General features: G+C 42.7%; 19 protein-coding genes. 11 read left to right on the top strand and 8 right to left on the bottom strand.

Going from position 1 to position 24,554, the window contains the following annotated elements:
* The first annotated feature begins 3 nt into the window (after positions 1–3).
* A complete protein-coding gene (locus H5123_RS07840; RefSeq protein WP_182697595.1) occupies positions 4–984 on the top strand; it encodes a hypothetical protein in 981 nt (326 codons plus the stop codon).
* Positions 985–1,220: 236 nt separating this feature from the next.
* Positions 1,221–1,691 (top strand): TetR/AcrR family transcriptional regulator, encoded by a 471-nt coding sequence (locus H5123_RS07835; RefSeq protein ID WP_182697594.1) that lies wholly within the window; start codon positions 1,221–1,223, stop codon positions 1,689–1,691.
* 217 nt (positions 1,692–1,908) lie between these two features.
* On the opposite strand, the gene H5123_RS07830 is transcribed toward H5123_RS07835, so the two are convergent.
* The 4 genes from H5123_RS07830 to H5123_RS07815 form a co-directional block, all read right to left on the bottom strand.
* Positions 1,909–2,610, bottom strand: coding sequence for a DUF3581 domain-containing protein (locus H5123_RS07830; protein ID WP_182697593.1), 702 nt, complete (start codon positions 2,608–2,610; stop codon positions 1,909–1,911).
* 427 nt (positions 2,611–3,037) lie between these two features.
* Positions 3,038–4,054: a sensor domain-containing diguanylate cyclase gene (locus H5123_RS07825; protein WP_182697592.1), complete on the bottom strand. Its 1,017-nt coding sequence runs from the start codon at positions 4,052–4,054 to the stop codon at positions 3,038–3,040.
* Between the two features lie 95 nt (positions 4,055–4,149).
* Complete coding sequence (pntB, locus tag H5123_RS07820) at positions 4,150–5,634, bottom strand: Re/Si-specific NAD(P)(+) transhydrogenase subunit beta (protein ID WP_182697591.1); 1,485 nt, start codon at positions 5,632–5,634, stop codon at positions 4,150–4,152.
* Positions 5,635–5,645: 11 nt separating this feature from the next.
* Positions 5,646–7,175, bottom strand: a complete 1,530-nt coding sequence (locus tag H5123_RS07815; protein ID WP_124015425.1) for a Re/Si-specific NAD(P)(+) transhydrogenase subunit alpha — start codon at positions 7,173–7,175, stop codon at positions 5,646–5,648.
* A 465-nt stretch (positions 7,176–7,640) separates the two neighbouring features.
* Here H5123_RS07815 and H5123_RS07810 point away from each other — a divergent pair, with 465 nt between their 5' ends.
* The 4 genes from H5123_RS07810 (at position 7,641) to H5123_RS07795 (ending at position 14,530) form a co-directional block, all read left to right on the top strand.
* Positions 7,641–9,431, top strand: a complete 1,791-nt coding sequence (locus tag H5123_RS07810) for an assimilatory sulfite reductase (NADPH) flavoprotein subunit (protein ID WP_124015426.1) — start codon at positions 7,641–7,643, stop codon at positions 9,429–9,431.
* A 79-nt stretch (positions 9,432–9,510) separates the two neighbouring features.
* On the top strand, positions 9,511–11,202 hold the full coding sequence (gene cysI / locus H5123_RS07805) for an assimilatory sulfite reductase (NADPH) hemoprotein subunit (protein WP_182697590.1): 1,692 nt from the start codon (positions 9,511–9,513) through the stop codon (positions 11,200–11,202).
* Positions 11,195–11,986: a phosphoadenylyl-sulfate reductase gene (locus tag H5123_RS07800; RefSeq protein WP_182697589.1), complete on the top strand. Its 792-nt coding sequence runs from the start codon at positions 11,195–11,197 to the stop codon at positions 11,984–11,986. The genes cysI and H5123_RS07800 overlap by 8 nt, the downstream gene beginning before the upstream one ends.
* Before the next feature lie 819 nt (positions 11,987–12,805).
* Positions 12,806–14,530, top strand: coding sequence for a hypothetical protein (locus tag H5123_RS07795; RefSeq protein WP_124015429.1), 1,725 nt, complete (start codon positions 12,806–12,808; stop codon positions 14,528–14,530).
* Between the two features lie 78 nt (positions 14,531–14,608).
* Here the strand turns inward: H5123_RS07795 and H5123_RS07790 are convergent, their stop codons facing one another.
* Entirely contained in the window at positions 14,609–15,499 is an 891-nt protein-coding gene (locus tag H5123_RS07790; protein ID WP_259395607.1) for a phospholipase A, read from the bottom strand.
* A gap of 282 nt (positions 15,500–15,781) precedes the next feature.
* On the opposite strand from H5123_RS07790, the gene cobA reads away from it, so the two are divergent.
* Genes cobA through cysC form a run of 5 tightly spaced genes read left to right on the top strand, consistent with a single transcriptional unit; the run spans position 15,782 to position 21,464 of the window.
* On the top strand, positions 15,782–16,600 hold the full coding sequence (gene cobA, locus H5123_RS07785) for a uroporphyrinogen-III C-methyltransferase (protein WP_182697587.1): 819 nt from the start codon (positions 15,782–15,784) through the stop codon (positions 16,598–16,600).
* Positions 16,601–16,656: 56 nt separating this feature from the next.
* The gene (gene cysD, locus H5123_RS07780) at positions 16,657–17,565 is read left to right on the top strand and encodes a sulfate adenylyltransferase subunit CysD (protein WP_182697586.1); all 909 of its coding nucleotides are present in this window, start codon (positions 16,657–16,659) and stop codon (positions 17,563–17,565) included.
* A gap of 60 nt (positions 17,566–17,625) precedes the next feature.
* Entirely contained in the window at positions 17,626–19,068 is a 1,443-nt protein-coding gene (cysN, locus tag H5123_RS07775; RefSeq protein WP_182697585.1) for a sulfate adenylyltransferase subunit CysN, read from the top strand.
* A 3-nt stretch (positions 19,069–19,071) separates the two neighbouring features.
* Positions 19,072–20,796 carry an SLC13 family permease gene (locus H5123_RS07770; protein ID WP_182697584.1) on the top strand — a complete coding sequence of 575 codons (1,725 nt, stop codon included), beginning with the start codon at positions 19,072–19,074 and terminating at the stop codon, positions 20,794–20,796.
* A gap of 44 nt (positions 20,797–20,840) precedes the next feature.
* On the top strand, positions 20,841–21,464 hold the full coding sequence (cysC, locus tag H5123_RS07765; protein ID WP_124015435.1) for an adenylyl-sulfate kinase: 624 nt from the start codon (positions 20,841–20,843) through the stop codon (positions 21,462–21,464).
* A gap of 124 nt (positions 21,465–21,588) precedes the next feature.
* On the opposite strand, the gene H5123_RS07760 is transcribed toward cysC, so the two are convergent.
* The 3 genes from H5123_RS07760 to H5123_RS07750 form a co-directional block, all read right to left on the bottom strand.
* Positions 21,589–22,755, bottom strand: a complete 1,167-nt coding sequence (locus tag H5123_RS07760) for a membrane dipeptidase (RefSeq protein WP_182697583.1) — start codon at positions 22,753–22,755, stop codon at positions 21,589–21,591.
* A 27-nt stretch (positions 22,756–22,782) separates the two neighbouring features.
* Positions 22,783–23,238, bottom strand: coding sequence for a SufE family protein (locus H5123_RS07755; RefSeq protein ID WP_182697582.1), 456 nt, complete (start codon positions 23,236–23,238; stop codon positions 22,783–22,785).
* A gap of 65 nt (positions 23,239–23,303) precedes the next feature.
* Positions 23,304–24,542 carry an aminotransferase class V-fold PLP-dependent enzyme gene (locus H5123_RS07750; RefSeq protein ID WP_182697581.1) on the bottom strand — a complete coding sequence of 413 codons (1,239 nt, stop codon included), beginning with the start codon at positions 24,540–24,542 and terminating at the stop codon, positions 23,304–23,306.
* Positions 24,543–24,554 lie beyond the last annotated feature (12 nt).

Below are 24,554 nucleotides of genomic sequence, written 5' to 3'. Positions count from 1 at the left end.
TCGATGCTTAGATACTGGCAAGGGGCATTCCTCAAGTTATTAAGCTGTAGCCTTGCTTGCGCAATGTTATTGGTTTGTCACTTTGTTAATGCCGGCCAGTCAAGTATCAGTCAATCTGTGGCGATAGACCCTGTCATCACCACTCAGATCAGTGCAGTAGATAGTTTGGCGGATCAGACGATTCGTCAAGCTTATTTTTCCCCCGTCGCCTCCAAACAAGCACTCGTGTGTTATTTACCTGCCCTTGAGTTGTGTGTTGAGTTACTCCCTGCTTCATTACAACAACAAACAGCTTTTTCTGTTGCCAATATTCGCCGCGCGATTGGGCGTAAAAGTGCGATGGTACTGGTTGCTGAACATGACACTGTAGCAGGGGTTATTGTGATTAATCGTGCTAGAGACATGCTCGAGCAGAGTGGCTCTATTGGTCTAGTCACTTATCAGTTGCCATTAGTGAAACAAGCCCAATTAACCTTGTGGCATGAAATAGGTCATTTATATAATATTACCTTGCAAGGCACTATTTTACCTTCCTCTTTAAGCGAATATCAGCATGAGTGGCTAGCCGATTTGTACCTTCTGTGGCAGATTGCGCAGCATTATCATCAGCTCGATTTAGCTTGGCAGCAGTTTCATCGACGTAATCTGGCACTTATTAATGACAGCGGTAATTTGTCACATTGGAGTGCACCACAACTTCAAATAGTGCTCAGCCATTATAATGCCCAGCAATTGCTCGATTTTACTCGCTATGAAGATTTTATCACCGCAGTTTATCCATTAATGCCGCTATGGTCTACGCGTGACATGGGCGAGTTTTCTAGCTTGGTCCAACGTACTTTTAGCGCAGTTCAGTCTCTACCTGGGTATATATTTTGGCGTCAGCCCGAACTCATCCAAGTGTTGTCACCGACTTTGGATCGTTTAATGGGTAAGGCTGAATCCCAGCGATGGTTGAAAAATCAATTCTCAACGGTAAAGTAGTTTGTAAACGCTTATTGCGCCTATTTTTTACCGTATGCAGTTCATTCTATAGTGTTTTCTAATAACCTTTGATTTTAAAGAGGTAAATAAATCGTTATCGCGATAATGTTCTGTTTTATCCTGTCTATCTGGATATTGTACGGTTAAATATGTTGTAAATTTGCTAATTCATAGCAGAATTTTCTAGTTTGGTCTGGTAAGCTCTTGCACCAAAAATAATTAGAGAGACCAAGTTTATGGCCAAACGTTCGCGAGTTGAAACTGAGTTAACCGTTAACCAAATTTTAGATGAAGCCTTTAAACAAATACTCACGATTGGTTTTGAGGCGATGTCGTATACCACGTTGTCTGCTGCCACCGGGATCAGTCGTACGGGTATTAGTCATCACTTTCCTCGTAAAACAGAATTCCTAGTGCGTTTAGATCAACGTATTGGGCAGTTTTTTATTGAAGGACTCGATTTCTCTTCGCTAGAGGTATTAGAGCAATCATGGGGAGAAGTGATGCAACAACCTGATCGAAAAGCAGTTTTACAACTGTTTTTCAGTTTATGTGCCAGTAATGATCAAAACATCAAAAAGCTAAATTCGCTTAATGTTGTGAGTGAGGTTGCTATGAGTCATTTTGCTGAGAAAGGACGCCAATGCGTTGAACAACTTATCGGCAGTAGTGCATTGGTTTTATTGCAAGATGGCAGCGTAGATTAACAATAAGTCATACACAATATTTGACTAAGTTGTTATATGCACCAAACGTTTGGCTATTTAAATTTTTACCCTGTTAGTAACAAATCGATGTTCAAATTGACATTATGATCAATACCGCATCGAAACAACCATCCCGTATTGGCATCTGAGCCTTCAATATACTGAATCGAGCAGATATCATTACGGTATGGTATTTCTTCTACGATGAAGTTACTGTTTACTTATTCCAGCTTCTGCTTTCGTATCTGTCACACATGTCTTGCGCTTTCTCGTCATCAAACTCACGTAATCCACTTAATACTAATGTTTTTACGCCGCTACCGATAACCTTGCCTTCGCTTTGCAGTTCAAAGGTAAGGGTAACATCACCACGCTTACCATCAATGACTAAGTTTTGCTTAACCAAATGCAAACTGATAGTACTGAAATCAAAGTTATCTAAATGAAAAGACATACTTTCATAAATGACTAATGGACGATCAGGGTTAATCATTACCTTGTATTGCTTCATCATTGGCACAAGTACATGAATAAAATTTAAGCCTGAAAAAGCCACATAGCTTTGAATGAATGCGGCAGTTTGTATATCGCATTTACACACTTCACCTTGACGTTGAATATGCAGATATTCTTTACCTTTGGTGTCACTAATACTAAATTTTTCGCCAACACTCTTATCAACGTGAAGTTCAACATTGTCACCTACCATGCCAGCAAACTTAAATTGCATATTTTGGCTTAAGCCATATTGGGTCAGCACGAGGGCAAACAATAAATCGCCCGGTACGCAAAAACGTTTAGCGCCCACATCATGGATAGGATTAAAATCGCCAGCGATTTTTTTTGCGAAGTCACTGGCTTGTTGAGCCGAAATAAATACGCTTTGATCTTGCTTGGTAAAATAAGGTGATAAAAACATAAACAATAATTCTTATTGGTCAGTTGCCTGCTGTCGCATATGGTATTTGTTACTCAACATTCAGTAACAAGAAAGCGAAAGCGTAGGGCAAACAAAGTAATTAATAAAATCAGTAGTTGAGCGAGAGTTTACTGTAAAACGCCAAATACACTCACCCGATGACTATGTCGATAGCCAGATTAGGCTAAGCATGGTAACGGTTTAAGATGGCTTTTAGTGACAGATAATAATGCATTTCCATATATATCAATTCCTTACCTATTTTGTCCAGTTAGGCTTTTGCGTTGAACTCATCTTTTAAGTCTGCAGCATATCCTAGTCGCATAAGATTGGCTTATTTAATTAACTTGAACGCTTAAGCGAATTGAGATTAATCATCCTCATGTTAAGGCTTAAGTTACCAAGGCTGGCTACTTTAGAGTCGTATTTACCAAAATAAGAAGTTATGTTTGCCATCTTTTTTAATACTGTACATGGCTTTATCAGCCTGCTCGCAAACATTCGAAAAATGGTCTAACTCATCAAACAGACTGATACCAATACTGAGGCCAATTTTAATGGTTTCTCCCTCTAATTCTATGGGGTGTTGATAATGTGATAACAATGTTTTAGCCATGGTTGTTAATAATTCAACGTTATTGGAATGGGCTAAAATAACAAACTCATCACCACCAAATCGAGCCACATAGTGATCTTGAGACTGGGCGCTATCAGTAGTACTAAAAACCTGCTCACATACCTGGCAAATATGATCTGCGACATGGATTAATATGCTATCGCCATATCTGTGTCCTAAGCGATCATTAATCATCTTAAAACCGTCTAAATCGATGAAGCAAAGGGCGCCCTTATGGGGAGGGTTAGCTTTTCTTCCTTGCTCAAATACTTCGATGAGAGCATTTCGATTGAGGAGATGAGTTAACTGATCACGATGAGCTCGCTTAGCGAGGTCTTCCTCGTAACGTTTTTCTTTAGTGACATCAATATGGGTGCCCATAATGCGCAGCGGTTTACCGTCAATGTCATATTCAACAATACGGCCACGGTCAGAAACCCAAGAAACACTGCCATCTTTGTGTATCATCCGGTGCACGGCGTGATAGGTTTCGGCTTTACCTGCAACATGGTTGTCAAAGGCCTGGATAACCCAGTTTTTATCTTCAGGATGGAGATTGTTTTTCCAGCTGTCGATATGGGCGGGCAGCTCTTCGCGAGTAAAACCGAGGAGGTGTCCCCATTGTTGATTAAAAATAGTTAAATTGCCTGTGGGAATATGTTGCTCCCACAAACATAAGCCAGTGCGATCTAGCGTGGCACTGAGTTGTTCGTTTACTCGTTTATTCAATAGAGTAAGCCGATTATTTTCATACTCTAATTGCTTGATTTTTTGCTCTTGTTGCGCAAGTTCAAGCTGTAATTGAGTAATGACGTCCTGCGGTGTCATCAATAATCCTATAGAGTCTAATCGTTCTAGTTTAGCGGGTTCTTAAACAAAAAAATACCAGCAAACTGCTGGTATTTTAGCATTAAAAGATAACCTTATAAGGCTTTAAGAATCGCCTCAACACTGTCCTTAGCATCACCAAACAACATTTGCGTATTGTCTTTGAAGAACAATGGATTTTGTACACCTGCATAACCCGTATTCATTGAACGTTTAAAGCCAATGACATTTTGTGCTTTCCATACTTCTAATACTGGCATGCCCGCGATAGGGCTAGTTGGATCTTCCATCGCTGCGGGGTTAACCGTATCGTTGGCACCTATGACTAGCACAGTATCAGTACTGCTAAAGTCTTCGTTGATTTCGTCCATTTCCAGCACTATGTCATAAGGCACTTTAGCTTCTGCAAGAAGTACGTTCATATGACCAGGTAAACGACCTGCTACAGGGTGAATACCAAAGCGCACTTTTATACCTAACGCTCGCAGCTTTTTAGTGATTTCAGCGACAGGGTACTGAGCTTGAGCCACAGCCATGCCATAGCCAGGGGTGATAACGACGGTATCAGATGCTTTTAGCATATCAGCGACATCTTCAGCGGTTGTTTCACGGTATTCGCCAACAGTGTCATCGCCTGAAGAGGCAACACTGTCATTACCAAAACCACCGGCAATAACTGAAATAAACGAGCGGTTCATTGCTTTACACATAATGTAAGACAGAATTGCACCCGACGAGCCCACAAGTGCACCGACGACAATCAGTAAGTCATTTGATAGCATGAAACCGGCCGCTGCTGCTGCCCAACCTGAATATGAGTTCAGCATAGACACCACAACTGGCATGTCTGCACCGCCAATTGATGCGACTAAATGCCAACCAAATGCAAACGCAATTAATGTCATCAGAATCAGTGGTGTGATTGCACCGCCAGCTTGAACAAATAGCACCATCAGAATAAACGACACCACAACAGCCAATAAATTTAATTTATGACGATGCGGCAGCATTAACGCTTTTGATGACACCAAACCACGTAGCTTAGCAAAAGCTACGATCGAACCGGTGAAGGTGACTGCACCAATAAAGATACCTAAAAACACTTCGACCAAGTGAATGTTAAGCATGGCGCCGGTTAAATGCTGTGCTTGTTGAGCTTGACTTGCTTGGGCAAATGCCGCTTTTGCGGTTTCGAGCGTAGTATTGAGATCTTGCCCCATAACGACGACAATTTCCGACACTTCATGTGGCTGAATATCAATAAAGCTATTAAAGCCAACTAATACTGCGGCTAAGCCCACAAAGCTGTGCAAAATAGCCACTAGCTCTGGCATTTCAGTCATTTCAACTTTTAATGCTAAGCGAATACCAATCGATCCACCAATAACCATGGCAAGAATAATCCATTCTACGCCACTTGTAGCAGGATTGAGGATGGTGGCAATGAGTGCAATCGCCATCCCGATAATGCCAAATAAATTACCATTCTTGGCGGTTTCTTGTTTTGATAATCCAGCTAAGCTGAGAATAAAAAACACCGCGGCAATGATATAAGATGCTGTAACCAGTCCTTGAGACACGATATAACTCCTTAATCTTTACGGAACATCTTCAGCATACGCTGAGTGACGGTAAACCCGCCAAAGATGTTGATACTGGCAATAAGCACCGCGACAAACGCAAGCGCCGTGACTAATGCTGAACCTTGACCTATTTGCAATAACGCCCCGACCACAATAATGCCTGAAATCGCATTAGTGACCGACATTAACGGCGTATGCAATGAGTGCGACACATTCCACACCACGTAATAACCCACTACACAGGCTAGGATGAACACGGTGAAATGCGACAAGAACTCAGCGGGGGCAACCGAAGCGACTGCTGCAAAGCCGGCAAGACCTAACACACCTAAAATGTATTTAAGTTTTGACGGTGCTTTATCGACTTTCGCCGCTTTAGGCTCAATGCTGGCAGCTGGTTTTTGCGGCGCGGCAGACACTGAAATCGCTGGTGGTGGGAAAGTAATTTCGCCGCCACGGGTCACGGTCATATTGCGCATTACTACATCATCAAAATCGAGTACTGCGTTACCGTCTTTGGCTTTACACATTAGCTTCATCAAGTTGACTAAGTTAGTGCCATAAAGTTGTGACGATTGCGCCGGTAAACGACCTGGCAGGTCGGTATAACCTAATACCTTGACGCCGTTGTCAGTAATAAAGCGCTCACCAGTGACGGTATATTCACAGTTACCGCCCGTGGCTGCGGCTAAATCAACAATCACTGAGCCAGGTTTCATGGTATCGACCATGTCTTTGGTGATCAGTTTTGGCGCCGGGCGACCCGGAATTAATGCGGTGGTGATAATAATATCGACATCTTTAGCTTGTTCGGCAAAGAGCGCCATTTCAGCGGCTATAAATTCTTCTGACATCACTTTTGCGTAGCCGTCTGATGATCCGCCTTCTTTATTTTCAAATTCAAGCTTTAAGAAACTGCCGCCCATTGACTCAATTTGCTCAGCCACTTCAAGGCGGGTGTCAAATGCGCGTACTATGGCACCTAGCGAGCCTGCAGTGCCAATAGCGGCAAGACCGGCTACACCAGCACCAATAACTAATACTTTGGCTGGTGGTACTTTACCTGCGGCGGTAATTTGCCCAGTAAAGAAACGACCAAACTCGTGAGCAGCTTCGATCACCGCGCGATAACCACCAATGTTGGCCATCGATGATAAAGCATCGAGTGATTGTGCGCGTGAGATACGCGGCACCATGTCCATCGCCATCACAGTAATATTGTGACTTGACAGTTTTTCAACAAGCTCAGGGTTTTGTGCTGGCCAAATAAAACTTACCAGGGTAGTGCCTGGCTTCATTTGAGCGATTTCTTCATCACTTGGCGCATTGACTTTAAAAATAAAGTCCGCTTGATAGACGCTGTCGACAACATCTGCCCCAGCGGCTTCAAATGCAGCATTATCGAAGCTTGATTTCACACCTGCCTGTGCTTCAATTGCCACACTAAAGCCGAGTTTTATTAGTTGTATCACAGTGGCTGGAGTCGCGGCGACTCGAGTTTCACCTTCGATACTTTCTCTCGGTATTCCAATCTGCATGACTGTTTCCTGATGGTTGATAAAAAGACCGTCTATTGTTGTTCCCCACCAATAGACCATTCCGTTTGAGTATTACAGCCTAACATGGACACTTTAATGATAGAAAAAGTGCAGCATGTAAACATTGAAGTCGGGTAAACTATTTAATCAATGGCTTTACGCTGACATAGTTACATTGTATTTGCACGTCGTTTTACTCAGAGAACAATCAAGCTGAACATTATTCATCAGTTAATTGAACCTCCTAGCTTGCGACAGGAAGCGTGTTCGGTACAAGTGCCTTTGGGCTAATTACTTGGTTTTAAATAGAGGTAATTTAAAAACTTTTAACTGCGCCACACTTTTGTAGCTTAAAAAAACAACTTTGCATATTCCTAAATGGAATAAAAAATTATCTTTTATTCTTTTTTTGTTTTGATACTCAGGAGTAAGCTGTTCCACATTACACTGTTATAAGGCCGTCTTATGTTGTTAAAAGAACTTTCAGCTTTAGCTTCGCCTTTGTCTCAAGGACAAATCGATAAGCTAAAACAACTCACATCAGAATTATCTTCAGTTCAGCTCGCATGGGTCAGCGGTTATCTAGCGGCGAGTGCTAATCATGGTCAAAGCGGTGTCGAGACGACAGCAGAGACAAGTACAGCCCCAACAGTTACAATTTTATACGGTAGCCAAACGGGTAACGGCCGTGGTGTTGCCAAAGAGTTAGCGGCTAAAGCGCAGGCGCAAGGTTATGCGGTTAATTTGACATCAATGGGTGAATACAATGTGCGTCAGTTAAAGCAAGAAACCATCTTGCTATTAGTTGTCAGCACCCATGGTGAAGGTGAAGCGCCTGATGATGCCATTGAGTTACACAAGTTTTTAGCTTCAAAGCGTGCCCCTAAACTAGATAAACTACATTATTCTGTGTTAGCGCTAGGTGATTCAAGCTATGAGTTTTTCTGCCAAACAGGTAAAGACTTTGATGCGCGTTTAAGTGCATTAGGGGCAACATCATTATTACCTTTGGTAGAATGTGATGTTGACTATGAAGATATTTCACAACAATGGCAGGACAGTGTTGTCGAAACTGTTAAGCCGTACATTCAAGCCTCAAGTGCAAATGTGGTGTCAATTGGTGCCGCATCTGTTACGGGTGAAAGTGAATACACCAAGCAAAATCCCTATACCGCTGAAGTATTGGTAAGCCAAAAAATTACTGGTCGAGGTTCTGATCGTGATGTACGCCATGTTGAAATTGACTTAGGCGAGTCGGGATTAACTTATCAAGTCGGCGATGCGTTAGGTGTGTGGTTTAGCAATAACGAAGTACTTGTTGATGAAGTGATCGCCGCGCTCGGTTTAGCTGCAGACGATAATGTCACAGTGTCGAAAGAGTCACTATCATTAAAAGCTGCGTTAACCGATAAGAAAGAATTAACTCAGTTATACCCAGGCCTAGTGAAAACATGGGCTGAGTTGAGTGGTAATGCACAACTTGCTGCCATTTGTGAAGACAAAGAACACATCAGACAGTTTATTATTAAACATCAATTTGCCGATTTAGTGGCTGCTTATCCGGCAAAGGTAAGCGCGACACAGTTAGTTGATATGTTGCGCCCAATCACGCCACGCTTATATTCAATTGCCTCTAGCCAAGCCGAAGTGGAAGCAGAAGTACACTTAACGGTCGCGTTGGTTGAAGACGAACGTCAAGGCCAAGCTCGTTTTGGTGGGGCATCGCATTTCTTAGCCTCGGCTGAAGAAGGCCAACACGTTAAAGTCTATGTTGAGTCTAATAACCATTTCCGTTTACCCGAAAATCCAAACACACCGGTGATCATGGTGGGTCCTGGTACTGGTGTTGCGCCTTTTCGCGCCTTTATGCAGCAACGTGCTGCTGACGGCACCTCGGGTGATAGCTGGTTATTCTTTGGTAACCCGCATTTTGAACAAGATTTCTTGTACCAAGTTGAGTGGCAGCAGTATCTTAAAAATGGCGATTTATCGCGTTTAGATGTGGCTTTCTCACGCGATCAAGCTCATAAAGTGTATGTTCAGCATCGCATTGCAGAACAAGCCGAAACGTTGTGGCAGTGGCTACAAAATGGCGCCCATGTGTATATCTGTGGTGATGCAGAACGTATGGCAAAAGATGTCCATCAAGCATTAGTCAATATTGCGGTTGAACAGGGGGGCTTAAGTGCTGATGACGCAGAAGCTTACTTTGAAACACTACGTAGTGAAAAACGCTACCAAAAAGACGTGTACTAAATTCGACCTCGGTTGTTAGCACAAATCTAGCAACCCAATCGCACTACTGAATTGAACAGAATTAAGAGAGGCCTAGGCCATGAGTGAGCAAAAGTTAGCGTTAAACGAATACTTAAAAATCGACAGTGATTATTTACGCGGTGATATCCAAGAGGGTTTAGATACCCAAGTAACAGGATCGTTTAGTGATGGCGATCAGCAGCTGATCAAATTCCACGGTTTTTATCAGCAAGACGATCGCGATTTACGTAATGAACGTAAAGAGCAAAAGTTAGAGCCATTGCATAGCTTTATGCTTCGAGCACGGGTACCAGGTGGTATCTGTACCCCAGCACAATGGTTAGAAGTGGATAAAATTTCATCTACACTAACCACCTCAAACAGCATTCGTTTAACCACGCGTCAAACGTTTCAGTACCACGGCATTCCTAAGCGTAATCTAAAAACCTTGATCCAAGGTCTTGATCGCGCAGCACTTGATTCTATTGCTGCTTGTGGTGATGTAAACCGTAACGTGATGTGTAACCCAAACCCGGTTGAGTCTAAACTGCATGAGCAAGCATATGCGGTGGCAAAGCATTTATCGGATCATCTATTACCACATACTCGCGCTTATGCTGAAATTTGGTTAGATGAAGAGAAGCTATTAGGTACCGAAACCGTTGAACCTGTTTACGGCAAAACCTATTTGCCACGTAAATTTAAAATGGCTGTCGCCGTTCCGCCACATAATGATGTTGATGTATACACCAACGACCTTGGTTTTATTGCGGTAGCAGAAGCGGGTGAATTGGTTGGTTTCAACTTGGTTGCTGGCGGCGGCATGGGCTCTACCCACGGTGAAGTTGAAACCTTCCCACGCTTAGCTGACGATTTTGGTTTTATTAAAACTGAGGATGTGACTAAGTTTGCCGAAGCCGTAATGACAGTTCAGCGTGACTGGGGTAACCGTGTTGTCCGTAAACGTGCGCGTTTGAAGTACACCATTGTTGACCACGGATATGATGCCTTTAAAGCGGAAGTGGAAAAGCGTGCTGGGGTTAACTTTGAGCCAAAGCGTGATGTGATCATTGGTGATCGCGGCGATCGTTATGGCTGGGTTGAAGGTATCGATAACAAGTTCCACTTAACCTTATTTATTGAAAGCGGCCGTATTAAAGACATGCCTGGCCAAACCTTGCAAACGGGTTTACGTGAAATTGCTAAAATCCATAAAGGCGATTTTCGCATGACATCTAATCAAAACATGATTATTGCGGGTGTTGCGGCAGAAGATAAAGCCGAAATTGAAGGTTTAGCGCGCAAGCACGGCTTATTAGGTCAAGTGTTAAGTGGTACACGTGGTCATTCAATAGCCTGTGTGGCATTACCAACTTGCCCGTTAGCGATGGCTGAAGCTGAGCGTTACTTCCCTGAGTTTATTGATCATATCGATGCACTACAGGCGAAACATGGCATTAGTGAGCAATCAATTGTGGTGCGTATGACGGGCTGTCCAAACGGTTGTGCTCGTCCATTTGCCGCCGAAATTGGCTTAGTGGGTAAAGCTCCAGGACGTTATAACTTGTATTTAGGTGCCAGCTTTGAAGGTACGCGGTTAAATAAAATGCATAAAGAAAACATTCAAGAAGCTGAAATTTTAGCTGAATTGGATGGCTTGTTTGGCCGTTACGCCACCGAACGTGATGCTGGCGAAACCTTTGGTAACTTCACTGTGCGCATTGGCGTAGTGAAGGCGGTTAATGACGCCGCTAAGGATTTTCATGCGTAATGACGTGGTAACGACTGCATCAACAAGTGCAGCCGTCGATCATTCTATCACTCCGGCTCAATTGCAGGCGTTGCTATCAGCGCCTAAAGCTGAGCAAACTGCAGTGCTAGAAAGGATTAACCAGTTTTTAGCAGGCTTAACGGCGCAGCAGCGAGTGGCTTGGGGCTTAGCCTACCTACCTGGTAAGCATGCGCTATCGTCTAGCTTTGGTATTCAAGGTGCCGTGATGCTGCACATGGTGACTCAGGCGCAAAGTGATATTCCAGTAATTTTAACTGACACGGGTTATTTATTTGCTGAGACTTATCAATTTATTGACCAGTTAACTGAGCGCTTAAACTTGAATCTTAAAGTGTACCAAGCGGGCCAAACCCAGGCGTGGCAAGAAGCGCGTTTTGGTAAGCTGTGGCAGCAGGGGATTGATGGGTTGGAGAAATATAACCGCATCAATAAAGTTGAGCCAATGCAGCGTGCATTAGCTGAACTCAATGTTGGTACTTGGTTTGCGGGTTTACGTCGCAGTCAGTCTAGTACCCGTGAAGCCTTGCCGATTTTGGCCATTAGCGGTAAACGCTTTAAGTTATTGCCTATTATTGAGTGGAGCAATAAAGATGTGCACCTATATTTAACCGAGCATGACTTGCCATATCATCCATTGTGGGAACAAGGCTATGTGTCGGTTGGTGATACTCACTCAAGTAAGCCGCTGGAGTTAGGCATGTCTGAAGAAGACACGCGCTTTAATGGTTTACAGCGTGAATGTGGTTTGCATTTCGATATTTAGGCTTAAGCTATTTACCGTAAAGTATTGCATTCATCCGTAGTCAAATGCAGATGAATGTGTTTACTCTTTGCTGTGCTGCTAGGTTACTCTTTCTGTTAATGAGCTTCTGTTTAATAAGGCGTATTTCGTAAGCCGATTTTCAATCATTTATAAGATTGAACTTTGTTGCAATCTACTCTTATTTCATCACATGGTAATAGGTTATCGCCACAATATGACTGGTGCGATTGATGCTGTTTTGGGCGATGGTATACACAGTATTTTCGCTAATTGATTAATTTACTTAGCATGAATAAAAAAGAATTAAATTTTATTTAAATTTTCATGCATCCACGCCGATAGTAGTCTAGATTTAGAAGTCCCCGTAGATGGTTTTTGTTGACGTTTTGGGATTGTTTTTGCAATCCACGTACCTTCAAAAGCTTCGCTCGCATCCTCGAGCACATTGATTGACTTGTTAGCGTATAAGCAATCGATTAGGTTGTTCCCGATAACTCTCTATTGAAGAGTTATCGGGAAAACCGACTTTTAATTTATCATCTGCTTACTGTTTTTTACGCCCCCTCGTCATGACTAAACTTGTGCTATTGACTGCTAAACTTGGCAGCATAATGTCGTGCTTTGATAGTGCGATATTCGTTTTTGCTGCATAAGTCGTATGCAATAAGGTAAGGTTTAATGCGTTTGTTAACATTTAGTGCTAAATTATTCCGCAGTTTATCGGTGGAATCGATAATACTTATCTCAAAAGATAACAAATTTTCAAATGCTAACTCATTTCAAGGAAGAGTTAACAATAATATAAATTGGAGTTTATAAATGAATAAAATGGCAATTGCTGCTGTGGTATTGGCTGTTGGTGCTGGTGGATATCTTTTGTCACAACAAGGGACGTCAGTGGTTAAAAACGACCCCATGTTGGACTATATCCCTGCTGATACATTAGCGTTTTCTGGGCAGCTGGTTCCATTTCCGTTAAAAGATTATTTGTATAGCATTGCAGGTAATTATCAAGCTTATGACGTTGATAAAATGCTGCCGTTAGATGAGAATTCATCAGCAAAAGAGCGCTTTTTTGTCAGTTTATACAAGCAATACATGAGCGTATTGTCTGAACCAGAAACCTTGCTATCGACTTACGGTTTACCCGATACCATTCAGAGTTATTTTTATACCTTAGGCGCATTGCCGGTAATGAAAATTGAGTTGAGTAATCCTGCAGCATTTTGGGCGGAACTTGATCGCGCCGAGCAGGAAAGTGGCTTAACTCACACTGTAGGTCAGTCTGGTTCTGTTGAGTATCGTGGGTATGCATTAACCAATGCAGATGATGAAGAACACATAGATATCGTCTTTGCTGTTAAAGATAACTGGTTAACCGTGACATTGAATACGTCATTTAACCAAGCGGAATTACTTGAAACTGCATTGGGTGAAAAGAAAGTTGAACATCCAATTAGTGCAACTACCATATTGCAAGACATCGCGAATGCACATGGTTTTATGCAAGACAGCATAAGCTTTATTAACCATGTTGAACTGGTTAAAGGTCTGACATCAACAGACGGTAACATGCTAGCCAAGCAAATGACCAAAATGATTGAAATTGAGGGCGAAGATCCATTTGCTGAACTGAAAACACCAGTGTGTCAAACTGAGTTAAATGGCATAGCAGCTAACTGGCCGCGCAGTGTCATGGGATTAAACTCATATTCGATTAGTCGTGAAGAAAGCAACATTGATGCCTCTATGGTGTTTGAGAGTAACAACCAAGTCATCCTGTCGGCATTAAATAAAATGCGTGGCTTTGTGCCATCATTTACCACTAAAGGTCATGACAACATCTTATCGGTTGCGCTGGGGGTTGATGTTAATCAACTGGCACCAGCATTGAATGAGGTGTGGACCGATTTACAAACTCCGCAATATCAGTGTGCTGCGTTGGCTCAAATGCAATTACAGTTGAGTGAGTTAAATCCTGCTATGTTGGGAATGATGACAGGTATGGCTAATGGCGTTAAAGGCATTAGTGTGACACTTGCCGATTACAAGTTAGCTGACAATAATGGCCAACCTAGCTTTGAAACGTTAGATGCATTAATCAGTGTCTCGGCTGAAAAACCGATGATGTTAGTCGACATGCTTAAGCCATTTTATCCGCCTCTTGCGAATATCGACTTAAAAGATAACGGCGATCCGGTTGATATTACCCCAATGCTGATGTTACCTCCTGAACTTGGTGTGAGCGCTAAATTAGCCATCAAGGGCAATCATTTAGTGGCTTACACTGGCGACAGAGGCACAGAACTTGCTGATTTAATGTATAAGCAATCGCTTGAGTCTAACGGATTCTTTAACATGGCGGTTGATTATCAGAAAATGTTTGCCCCGTTAGTTGATATGGTCGAAATGAGTGGCGAACCAATGCCAGAAGAAATGCTTATGTTAAAAGACTACAACATGCGTTTACAGATGTCGGTAGACTTTACTGATAAAGGCTTAGTCATTGGTTCTAAGGTCAACAGTAAAGCCAATACAAAATAAGGTCACTTGGTGATTTCAACAAATTGGTAATAAAAAAGGTGACCCATGTGGTCACCTTTTTGATATTGAGTGGCAGTGTTACAACAAATCGTTTAACGCAATACCGATACCAATTCGCTGATTATGATGGTTATAATCAATTAAGCTTTCACCGTAACCATTAAAATATTGAGTATAAACACGCAAAGTACCAATAATCGGGTAGCTCCAGGTCAATTCAACTGCACCGCGATTATTATCGCGTAAGTTGTTACGCAGTAGCATGGTAAAGCGGTGCTCATCTAGGCCGTATACTCCCGTCAGTTCGAAGTTACCCATGTAACGGCCGATGTCTGGATTGTCATCGCCTTTAGCTGAATTAATGTCTTCTTTTGCATCTTCAGGGATACGCCACCACACTCTAAGTCCGAGAGCGAAAGGACCACGGTCGAATATTGCGCTGCCGTATATTCGGTTCCAGCTGCGCGATAATTGATTGGTTTGACCATTAGACTGATGCACAGCACCCACACCTAAAAATGAGTTGGTAAAGCCAGCAATTTTCCAATCATTATTAAATAACATAAATACTTCAGGTTCATGATTGGTTTCACGAAATGGCGATGAAGCTTCTTCATTGTAAACTTGCCAATATGATTGATTGGTGTAAGCAAAGAACAAATGGCCATTATCACCAAAAACGTTATACATAATCGGAAACTTAAAACTGATTTGGAACTTTGCTTCTAAGTTATCAATGCTGAAATCTTCATCTGGGTATTTAATTTCAAATGGCAATGAGTTGGTTCTGGTTTGGTAGGTAACAGGAAGTAGATAATTAGCTTTGTGCGGAGTGATCACAAACGGCTTTTCAGATGTTGCCAACTCTCCTTTTACACGTTCGTCGACTAAAGAATCTTCTGCAAGGGCTATCGAGCTATAACCCCATAACAACAACGAGAGTCCAAGATATTGTGTGCTTTTTATCATTGCATCATCCATAAGCATAATTAATAGTAATTTTAATGTGATTCTTAGTATGAGTATCTTTCGAAGTTCATTGTCATCAATTGCTAGAGATTTGTCGAATTAAGTTAACAATTGTTTTGATTCTAGTGGATCATTTTATACATTTTTGCATATGACATCGATTAAACAGCAAACAAACAATCTCATATTCTATTTAGTTATAAAAACTAACTATTAACTATTGTATATGGAATATAGAAAACGCTATATTCGATCATGGTCAAATATCTTGAGGTAAATGTGATGGAATTAGTATCTATGCTGGGGCAAAAAGCCAAAGGCAAAGTGTGGTTAGTTGGTGCTGGTCCTGGTGACGTTGAACTGCTAACGCTAAAAGCCTATCGCATCCTAAAGAATGCTGATGCTGTGCTGTATGACGCATTAGTGAGCCAAGATATTTTAGATTTAATCCCTTGTGATGCTGAAAAAATCGCTGTCGGTAAGCGTGCAGGTAAACACAGTGCTGCTCAAGGGGACATTAATCAGCTATTAGTGACGAAAGCGTTTACCCGTAAAAATGTTGTGCGCTTGAAAGGCGGCGATCCGTTTATTTTTGGCCGCGGTGGCGAAGAGTTACAAACCTTAGTGGCAGCGGGTATTGCTTTTGAGGTGGTTCCTGGCATTACTGCGGCCAGCGGCACAGCAGCTTACGCCGGTATTCCCCTAACACATCGTGACTATGCTCAAGGCGTTACCTTTATTACGGGTCACTGCCAGTTAGCGAGCCGCCCGATGGATTGGCAAGGTTATGCTAACTCTAACAACACCTTAGTGGTATATATGGGTATATTAAACGCTAATATTATCAGTGATGGTTTGATTAATGCTGGCCGCAGTGCTGATACGCCAGTAGCGATCGTGTCTAACGCCACCACCTCATCACAACAGCGGTTTATCGGTAAATTAGGTGAGCTGGCACGATTAGCCGCCGATCCTGCCTTGCAGATGCCTGCGCTGATGATTATCGGTGAAGTCGTTGAATTAGCTGACAGCTTGAATTGGTTTGACCCACTTACAGCGCAACAAAAAACAGATTTAGACTCAGTCGCCAAGGCGCTGTAGTCAAATAATTTAACCCGCTGCTTTTTTGCAGCATATTTAGGTAATGGAGAATCATCATGGCAGGCCGTTCGTTAAGCCATTTACAACAACTGGAAGCTGAAAGCATCCAGATTATTCGTGAAGTTGCAGCTGAGTTTGGTAACCCTGTGATGCTTTATTCTATTGGTAAAGATTCATCGGTTATGTTGCATCTTGCGCGTAAGGCATTTTACCCAGGTAAAATTCCATTTCCATTACTGCATGTTGATACCGGTTGGAAATTTAAAGAGATGATCGCGTTTCGTGACGCGCAAGCTAAAGCATTTGGTTTTGAGTTGTTGACTCACACCAATCAAGAAGGCGTTGAACAAGGCGTGGGCCCATTTACCCATGGTAGTGCTAAACATACAGATATCATGAAAACTCAAAGTTTAAAGCAAGCGTTAAATCAGTATGGATTTGATGCTGCTTTTGGCGGTGCTCGTCGTGATGAAGAAAAGTCTCGCGCGAAAGAGCGGGTGTATTCGTTCCGTGACAAACACCACCGCTGGGATCCAAAAAACCAACGTCCAGAGTTATGGCGCACTTATAACGGCGCGGTAAATAAGGGCGAAAGTATTCGTGTGTTCCCATTATCAAACTGGACCGAGCTGGATATTTGGCAATACATCTATCAAGAGAACATCGAAATTGTGCCGTTATATTTTGCTGCGCCTCGTACCGTAGTGAACAAAGGCGGTCAGCTCATTTATAAAGATGACGATCGTATGCCTATTGAAGAGGGGGATGTTGAATCGGTTGAACAGGTTCGTTTTAGAACCTTAGGTTGTTATCCGTTAACCGCGGCGATGCCATCAGAAGCTGATACCTTAGAGAAAATTATTGAAGAGATGCTGTTAACTCGCTCAAGTGAACGTCAAGGGCGCTTAATTGATTCAGACCAAAGTGCATCAATGGAGCAGAAAAAGCGTCAAGGCTATTTCTAAGTCATTGAACAGGGTTATTTTACCTATCCAGCATGCGAACGAATTTGAGTGAGAAAGATTATGGACCAAGCAAAAACTAATACTGACCGCATGGCGGCAGAGATCCAACTACACGGTGTAAAAGAATATTTAGCATTACAGCAGAATAAAGGCTTACTGCGTTTTTTAACTTGTGGCAGTGTCGATGATGGTAAAAGTACCTTAATTGGCCGTTTACTGCATGACAGCGCCCAGATTTATGAAGATCAACTTGCAAGCCTGAAAAGTGATAGCGCTAAAATGGGCACTACTGGTGAAGCTATTGATCTCGCGTTATTGGTAGACGGATTACAGGCTGAGCGTGAGCAAGGCATTACTATCGACGTCGCTTATCGCTATTTTTCCAGTGAAAAACGTAAGTTCATTATTGCTGATACTCCAGGTCATGAACAGTACACGCGTAACATGGCAACGGGTGCATCTACCTGTGACCTAGCGGTTATTTTGGTTGATGCACGTTATGGGGTGCAAACCCAAACTAAACGCCATGCCTTTATTGCCTCTTTATTAGGATTACGTCACTTTGTCGTTGCGGTAAATAAAATGGACCTGGTTGGCTTTGATCAAACTGTGTTTGAAAAAATTCAAGCTGACTTTACTGACTTTGTAAAAGATTTTGGTGATTTAGATATTCACTACGTGCCGTTATCAGCCTTGAATGGTGACAACGTGGTTAATCGCAGCACTCAGTGTGATTGGTATCAAGGTGGCACATTACTTGAGTTACTTGAAACTATTGATACCCAGCGTGAACTGAGCGAATTACCGGTTCGTTTCCCAGTACAATACGTGTTACGTCCTAATCTCGATTTTCGTGGTTTCTCGGGCACCTTAGCGTCAGGCATTATTAAAGTGGGTGACGAGCTGGTCGCTCTGCCATCGGGCAAGCGCAGTAAAATTGCGCGTATTGTGACGTTTGACGGTGATTTACCAGAAGCGGTAGCAGGCCAAGCCATTACCATTACCCTTGAAGATGAGATTGATATCTCTCGTGGTGATTTACTGGCTCATCCAGCAACTGCGCCAGACATTGCTAACCATATTGTGGCAGACTTAGTCTGGATGGATGAAAAACCATTACAAATCGGTCAGTTATATGATGTCAAAGTCGCGGGTAAGAAAACTCAAGCCGTGGTGAGTGAGATTGAATACATCACCGATGTGAATACCCTTGAACGCAGTGCAGCATCGACATTAAGCTTAAACACCATTGCACGAGTTAAGTTAGATCTAACTGAATCAATAGTGTTAGATGCTTATAGCCTAGTGCGTGATACAGGTGGAATGATTTTAATTGATCGCCTATCTAATGCCACTGTAGCCGCCGCTATGGTTGTGAGTGGTCATCAAGGTGACAAGCAAAGTCATACTGAGTTTAGTGCATTTGAAGTCGAATTTAATGCGTTAGTACGTAAGCATTATCCACATTGGAACGCGCGCGATATTAGCGTACTTGGAAAATAAATAATGAGCGAAATGTGGTTGTTAGCGATTATCTTGTTAGCACTGGTCGGTGGGCTTCTTGCTGGGCTTGCAAAACCGGCTGCCATGTTTTTCTTCGCTTCATTACTTTGTTATCTGCTCGGGCTTGTTGATTTAACGGTCGCATTGGGTAGTTTTACCAATAACGGACTGATCACTTTAGTGCTGTTGGTGCTTGCCGCTACAGCACTGGAAAAAACCTCATTATTAGGCAAATTAAGCCATGTGATAGGTAAAGGTTCGTTATTTTCTACTCTAGCTAAGTTAGGTGTATCGACAGCCCTGTTGTCATCGTTTACTAACAACACTGCAGTAGTCGCCTCGTTAATTGGTGTGGTGCGCCGTAATCAAGCGCATGCGCCATCTAAGTTGTTACTGCCGTTAAACTACGCAGCCATTTTGGGCGGTACGCTTACGCTCATTGGTACTTCCACCAATTTGATTGTTAACTCCTTTGTTGAAAATGCTGGCCTTGAGCCTCTAGGTTTTTTTGAGTTTTCACAAGTCGGCTCATTAGTGGTCATTAGTGGCTTAATAGTGCTGACCATTATGGCCAACTTTTTACCTGACAGACGTGAAGAAAACGAAGATGAGTCTCTGCCTTATCTGTTGGAAGCGCATGTGGCTAAAACGTCGAGTTTAGTGGGTAAGAGCGTACTCGAAAATCGTCTACGGGCGCTGAAAAAGCTCTATTTAGTTGAATTAGAACGTAGCGGTATACGTATTTGCCCTGTGCCACCACAAATGGTGCTGCAAGCTGATGACGTTTTACGTTTTAGTGGTGCGGTTGAGTCGGTTGAGTTATTGCATCAGTTTGATGGTTTAGAATGGTTCGGTAAGCAGCATGCAAAAGGCCAAAATCTGGTTGAAGCCGTATTAGCGCCATCATCGAGCCTAGTTGGCACAACCTTAAAAGATTCGCGTTTTCGTGAAGTGTTTGATGCAGCCGTAATGGCCATTCGTCGTGGACATTTACCGTTAAAAGGTGGGCTTGGCGACATAGTGTTACAACCGGGTGATGTATTACTCTTAACCCCTGGTGACCGTTTTTCTAAATGTCCTAATTTGACCACCGACTTTGCTGCTATCAGTGGCTTAGAGTTAAGTGTCCGTTTAGATAGTAAACGCGGTAATTGGGTCTTGATCGGGTTTGCACTCACCATTACGGCGAGTATTTTAGAAGTATTGCCCTTAGCCAAAGGTTTAGTCTTATTGTTACTTAGCTATGTGGCGATTGGCGCAATAACCTTAACTGAGCTTAAACGTCGCTTTCCATTAGAACTCGTGGTGATTGTAGGCAGTGCCTTGGGCTTAGCTAACTTGATGATTACCACAGGCTTAGCAGATGTCATGGCGCAAGCGATGTTAAGTGTGTTTAATGGTTATGGTGTGTTTGCCGCTTTTGTGGGCATTTATCTGATCACCTTAATTGTTACAGAGTTAATTACCAATAATGCCGCCGCAGCACTCGTGTTCCCGGTTGCCTTTGCTGTTGCAACCAGTTTTGGTGTCGATACCCGACCCTTTATTATGGCAGTAGTATTTGGCGCCAGCGCGAGCTTTATTTCGCCTTACGGTTATCAAACCAATCTTATGGTCTTTAATGCTGGTAATTATAAATTCAGTGATTTTGTTCGCTTAGGTTTACCGTTATCAATTGTATATTCCCTAGTGGTTATCTTTTCGATCCCATATTTCTTTCCGTTTTAAAAAAGTATTTAGTGTGGTGTCACAACCACTCGATAGGAGTAGTGATGAGCAATATTGTTTGGCATCAGCATGCCATTGACCAAGCTGCCCGTGGAGCCCAAAAGGGCCAAAATCCAGTGCTATTATGGTTTACTGGATTATCTGGCTCAGGAAAATCAACCCTTGCAGGCGCATTAGAGCGAGCGTTATTTGAACACGGTTTTCATACCTATTTGCTCGATGGTGATAATGTTCGTCATGGTCTTTGTAAAGACTTAGGTTTTAGCCTTGATGATCGCGATGAGAATTTACGTCGTGTCGGCGAAGTCGCTAAATTGATGGTGGATTCAGGCCTAGTCGTGCTATCGGCATTTATCTCGCCTACCCGTGAAGAGCGTGATCGTGTCCGGGCGTTATTTCCCCAAGGCCAATTTGTTGAAGTGCATGTATCTACTCCGTTGAGCGTTTGTGAGTCACGAGACCCTAAAGGGTTATATGCTAAAGCTCGTAAGGGGGAAATTAGTAACTTTACTGGTATTTCATCACCTTACGAAGTACCAGTATCTGCGGAGCTAACCATAGATACCAGTAAAGGCGATTTAAGCACACAAGTGAATGGTTTGTTGGCTTATTTAAAAGCCATTGAAGTGCTCAACCCAGCAAGACAAATTGCGGGTGCTGGCATTTAAACTGCACTAAATCGACAATTAAATTGATAACCTAATCAATCGACAAAAAAAGGGCTGATTATTCAGCCCTTTTTATTGTTGAGTTGCAGTTAATCTCAATAGTCACGCCTTAAACTTTGCCGCTCTAAACCAGTACTTGCTTTAATACTCTTTGCCAGTTTCCACCCATAAAACGATCGCGATCAGTGGCTTTAAAACGGGCTTTTTTCAAGGCGTCGTCGATACGGCTCATACGGTCAATATTATTGAGCTCGGGGATAACCACATGCTTTGGCTCAACATCAAACCCTAATACATTTTTGTCTTCTAGGCTGTGCCACCATTCTAAGTATTCTTTTATTCCTTCGCTGTTATCGTTGTCTAACGCTAATAAATTTTCTTGGCCGCGAAGTGGAAAATCATTGGCAATGGCGACACTGTCGAATCCGCCAACTTTAGCAATATAAGCCAGTTGATTGATATAGTCTTCAATCGTGGGTACAGGTTTGTTCGTCAGCCAAAAGCTCATCATAAACACCCCAAAAACACCACCGCTATCGCCAATAGCGCGGATCACTTCATCAGGTGAGCAGCGGGCATTGTTTACAATCGCGCGCGCAGCACCATGGCTTTGGATAATAGGAGATTGACTGGCTTTAACAGTATCAAGGGCTGTTTTAGCACTAGAGTGACTGACATCGATAAGAATATTTTTACGATTCAGCTCTGTTATTAGCTCTTTGCCTGCAGATGTTAATGGCGTATTTAAACTATTTAAGCCGTTATTATCTAAGGCACCACCAGCATAACGATTACCATAATGGTGTGTCAGTTGCAGTACCCGTAAACCCTGTTGATGTAAATTGTCTAATTGCCGCCATTCATTGCTTAAACCATCATCTTCAACACAATCAGCCCCTTGAATTTGAAAAAACACCGCTGTTTTTTGTTGCGTTCTGGCTTTACTTATATCTGTCCCTGTAAGTCCTTGCAGATACACATCGGGATTAGCTATGACTGAGTCTGCCGCTTGTTTAATGCTGTTGATGCAGGCTTGATAAGTGCGTTTATAGTTTTTAGTGCCATCGGCTTGTTCAATGGTTTCTACTGCTGAAATATCGGCAATAAAGGCATCGAGTTTTGAGGCCTTTACATCATTGATGTCGGTAGGTAAAAAAGATAACCCATCTACGTATAAACGGTGTGGTTTAGCTGCCCATGCTGGAAAGGAGCTTAAAGGGCTTAATAATGTGGCTGCTCCAAGGCCTTTTAAGATATGACGGCGAGCTTGGTTACAGACTTTTTGAGGCATTATTATTCCTTAGTGCTGGCGAGTGTTTCAGGTGCCAACATCGTGTGTATAGGCCACGATGGCCTGCGCTAATGCAGTTAAACCATTAGTACGAGATGGACTTAATTGGCCACTGAGTCCAAGGTGGGCAAAATACTGGTTTACATCAAATTGTTGTATTTGCTCTGCGGTTTTACCTTGGCAAGCAACCAGTAATAATCCCATTAAGCCTTTTACGATACGAGCATCGCTATCGGCGATATAAAAATGCTGCTCATTTAACCTGTAATGGTACAACCAGGCTTGGCTTTCACAGCCTTTTACTTGTGCGTCTTGGTGCTTAAATTCTGCCGCTAATGGCGGTATTAGTTTACCGAGTAACATAATTTGGCGATATTTATCTTGCCAGTTATTCGCTTGCTCAATGAGGTTAACAGCATCAACTAATTCATCTGATAATGGTAAAAATAACTGCGCTGAAGGTGTGGTGCTTGGGTTTAACATGGTAATTCAATTAACCTCGGCTGTAGATAAAAGATGCGTTAGGATCAGCGTGTTGTGCCTTATGGCTATAACAATAACTCTTTTACAGTATTAAGTGCATGAATAAATTGATCAACATCCTGCTTATTAGTATAGATGCCAATCGATGCTCGGCAACATCCATTTAAATTAAGGCTCGCCATTAGCGGCATGGCACAATGATGACCACAGCGAACCGCAACAGCTTGTTGATCGAGTAAAATCCCCACATCTTGATGGTGTTCACCTTGTAAATTAAAGGCCACAGCACCCACATTGATAGGGGTAATACCATACAATTCAATATCGCCCAGCTTTTGTAATTGTTGCTGTAAGTATTGCATCAATTGTTGTTCATGTGCGAGCAGTTGTTCGCGCGGCAATTGGAGCAAAAAGCTGATGGCGGCCCCGAGACCAATCACTTCAGCAATGGCTGGAGTGCCAGCTTCAAGGCGATTAGGTAGTGCACCAAATACAGTACGATTGAAGCTCACTGTTTTGATCATTTCGCCACCAGTGAGCATTGGAGTTAGTTGATCGAGTTGTTTATAGCGACCATATAAAATCCCCACACCGGTTGGACCATACATTTTATGGCCAGAAAACACATAAAAGTCACAATCAATCTGTTGTACATCCACCGATAAATGGGCAACTGCCTGAGCGCCATCCACTAAGGTTAAGGCACCAACAGCTTTGGCTTTGGCGACGAGCTCATTGATCGGGTTTACTGTGCCTAATGCATTTGATACATGGCAGATGGCGACGACTTTAGGCTTAAGCAGCAATAGTTGCTCAAATGCTGTTATATCAAGTTGGGCATCTGCGGTGAGTGGTATCGGTTTAATTACTGCACCTGTGCGCTTTGCCAGTTCTTGCCAAGGCACGATATTGGCGTGGTGAGCTGCAGTATCAATTAAAATGACATCATTCGCTTTTATCTGTGACGTCAGCCCAAAGGCCACCATATTGATCGATTCAGTGGTGCCGTGGGTGAAAATAACTTCTTGAGATTGCGATGCATTAATGAAGTCGGTTACTTGCAAACGTACGGCTTCATATTGCTGAGTCGCTCTTGCTGACAATTGATGAGCCGCGCGGTGCACATTGGCATTATTGAGTTGGTAATACTCGTTCATCGCGTCAATCACCACTTGGGGTTTTTGACTGGTTGCCGCTGTGTCTAAGTAGCACAAAGGATGATCGCCAATGGTCTGTTTTAGCGCTGGGAATTGATCGCGTAACGCTTGATGATCAAATAAAACAACAGACGATGCAAGCTTCATAAATAGGGGTTT

It is taken from the genome of Shewanella sp. SR43-4 (genome assembly GCF_014163845.1).
Taxonomy (GTDB): domain Bacteria; phylum Pseudomonadota; class Gammaproteobacteria; order Enterobacterales; family Shewanellaceae; genus Shewanella; species Shewanella vesiculosa.
This window is presented reverse-complemented; position numbering and strand designations above follow the sequence as displayed.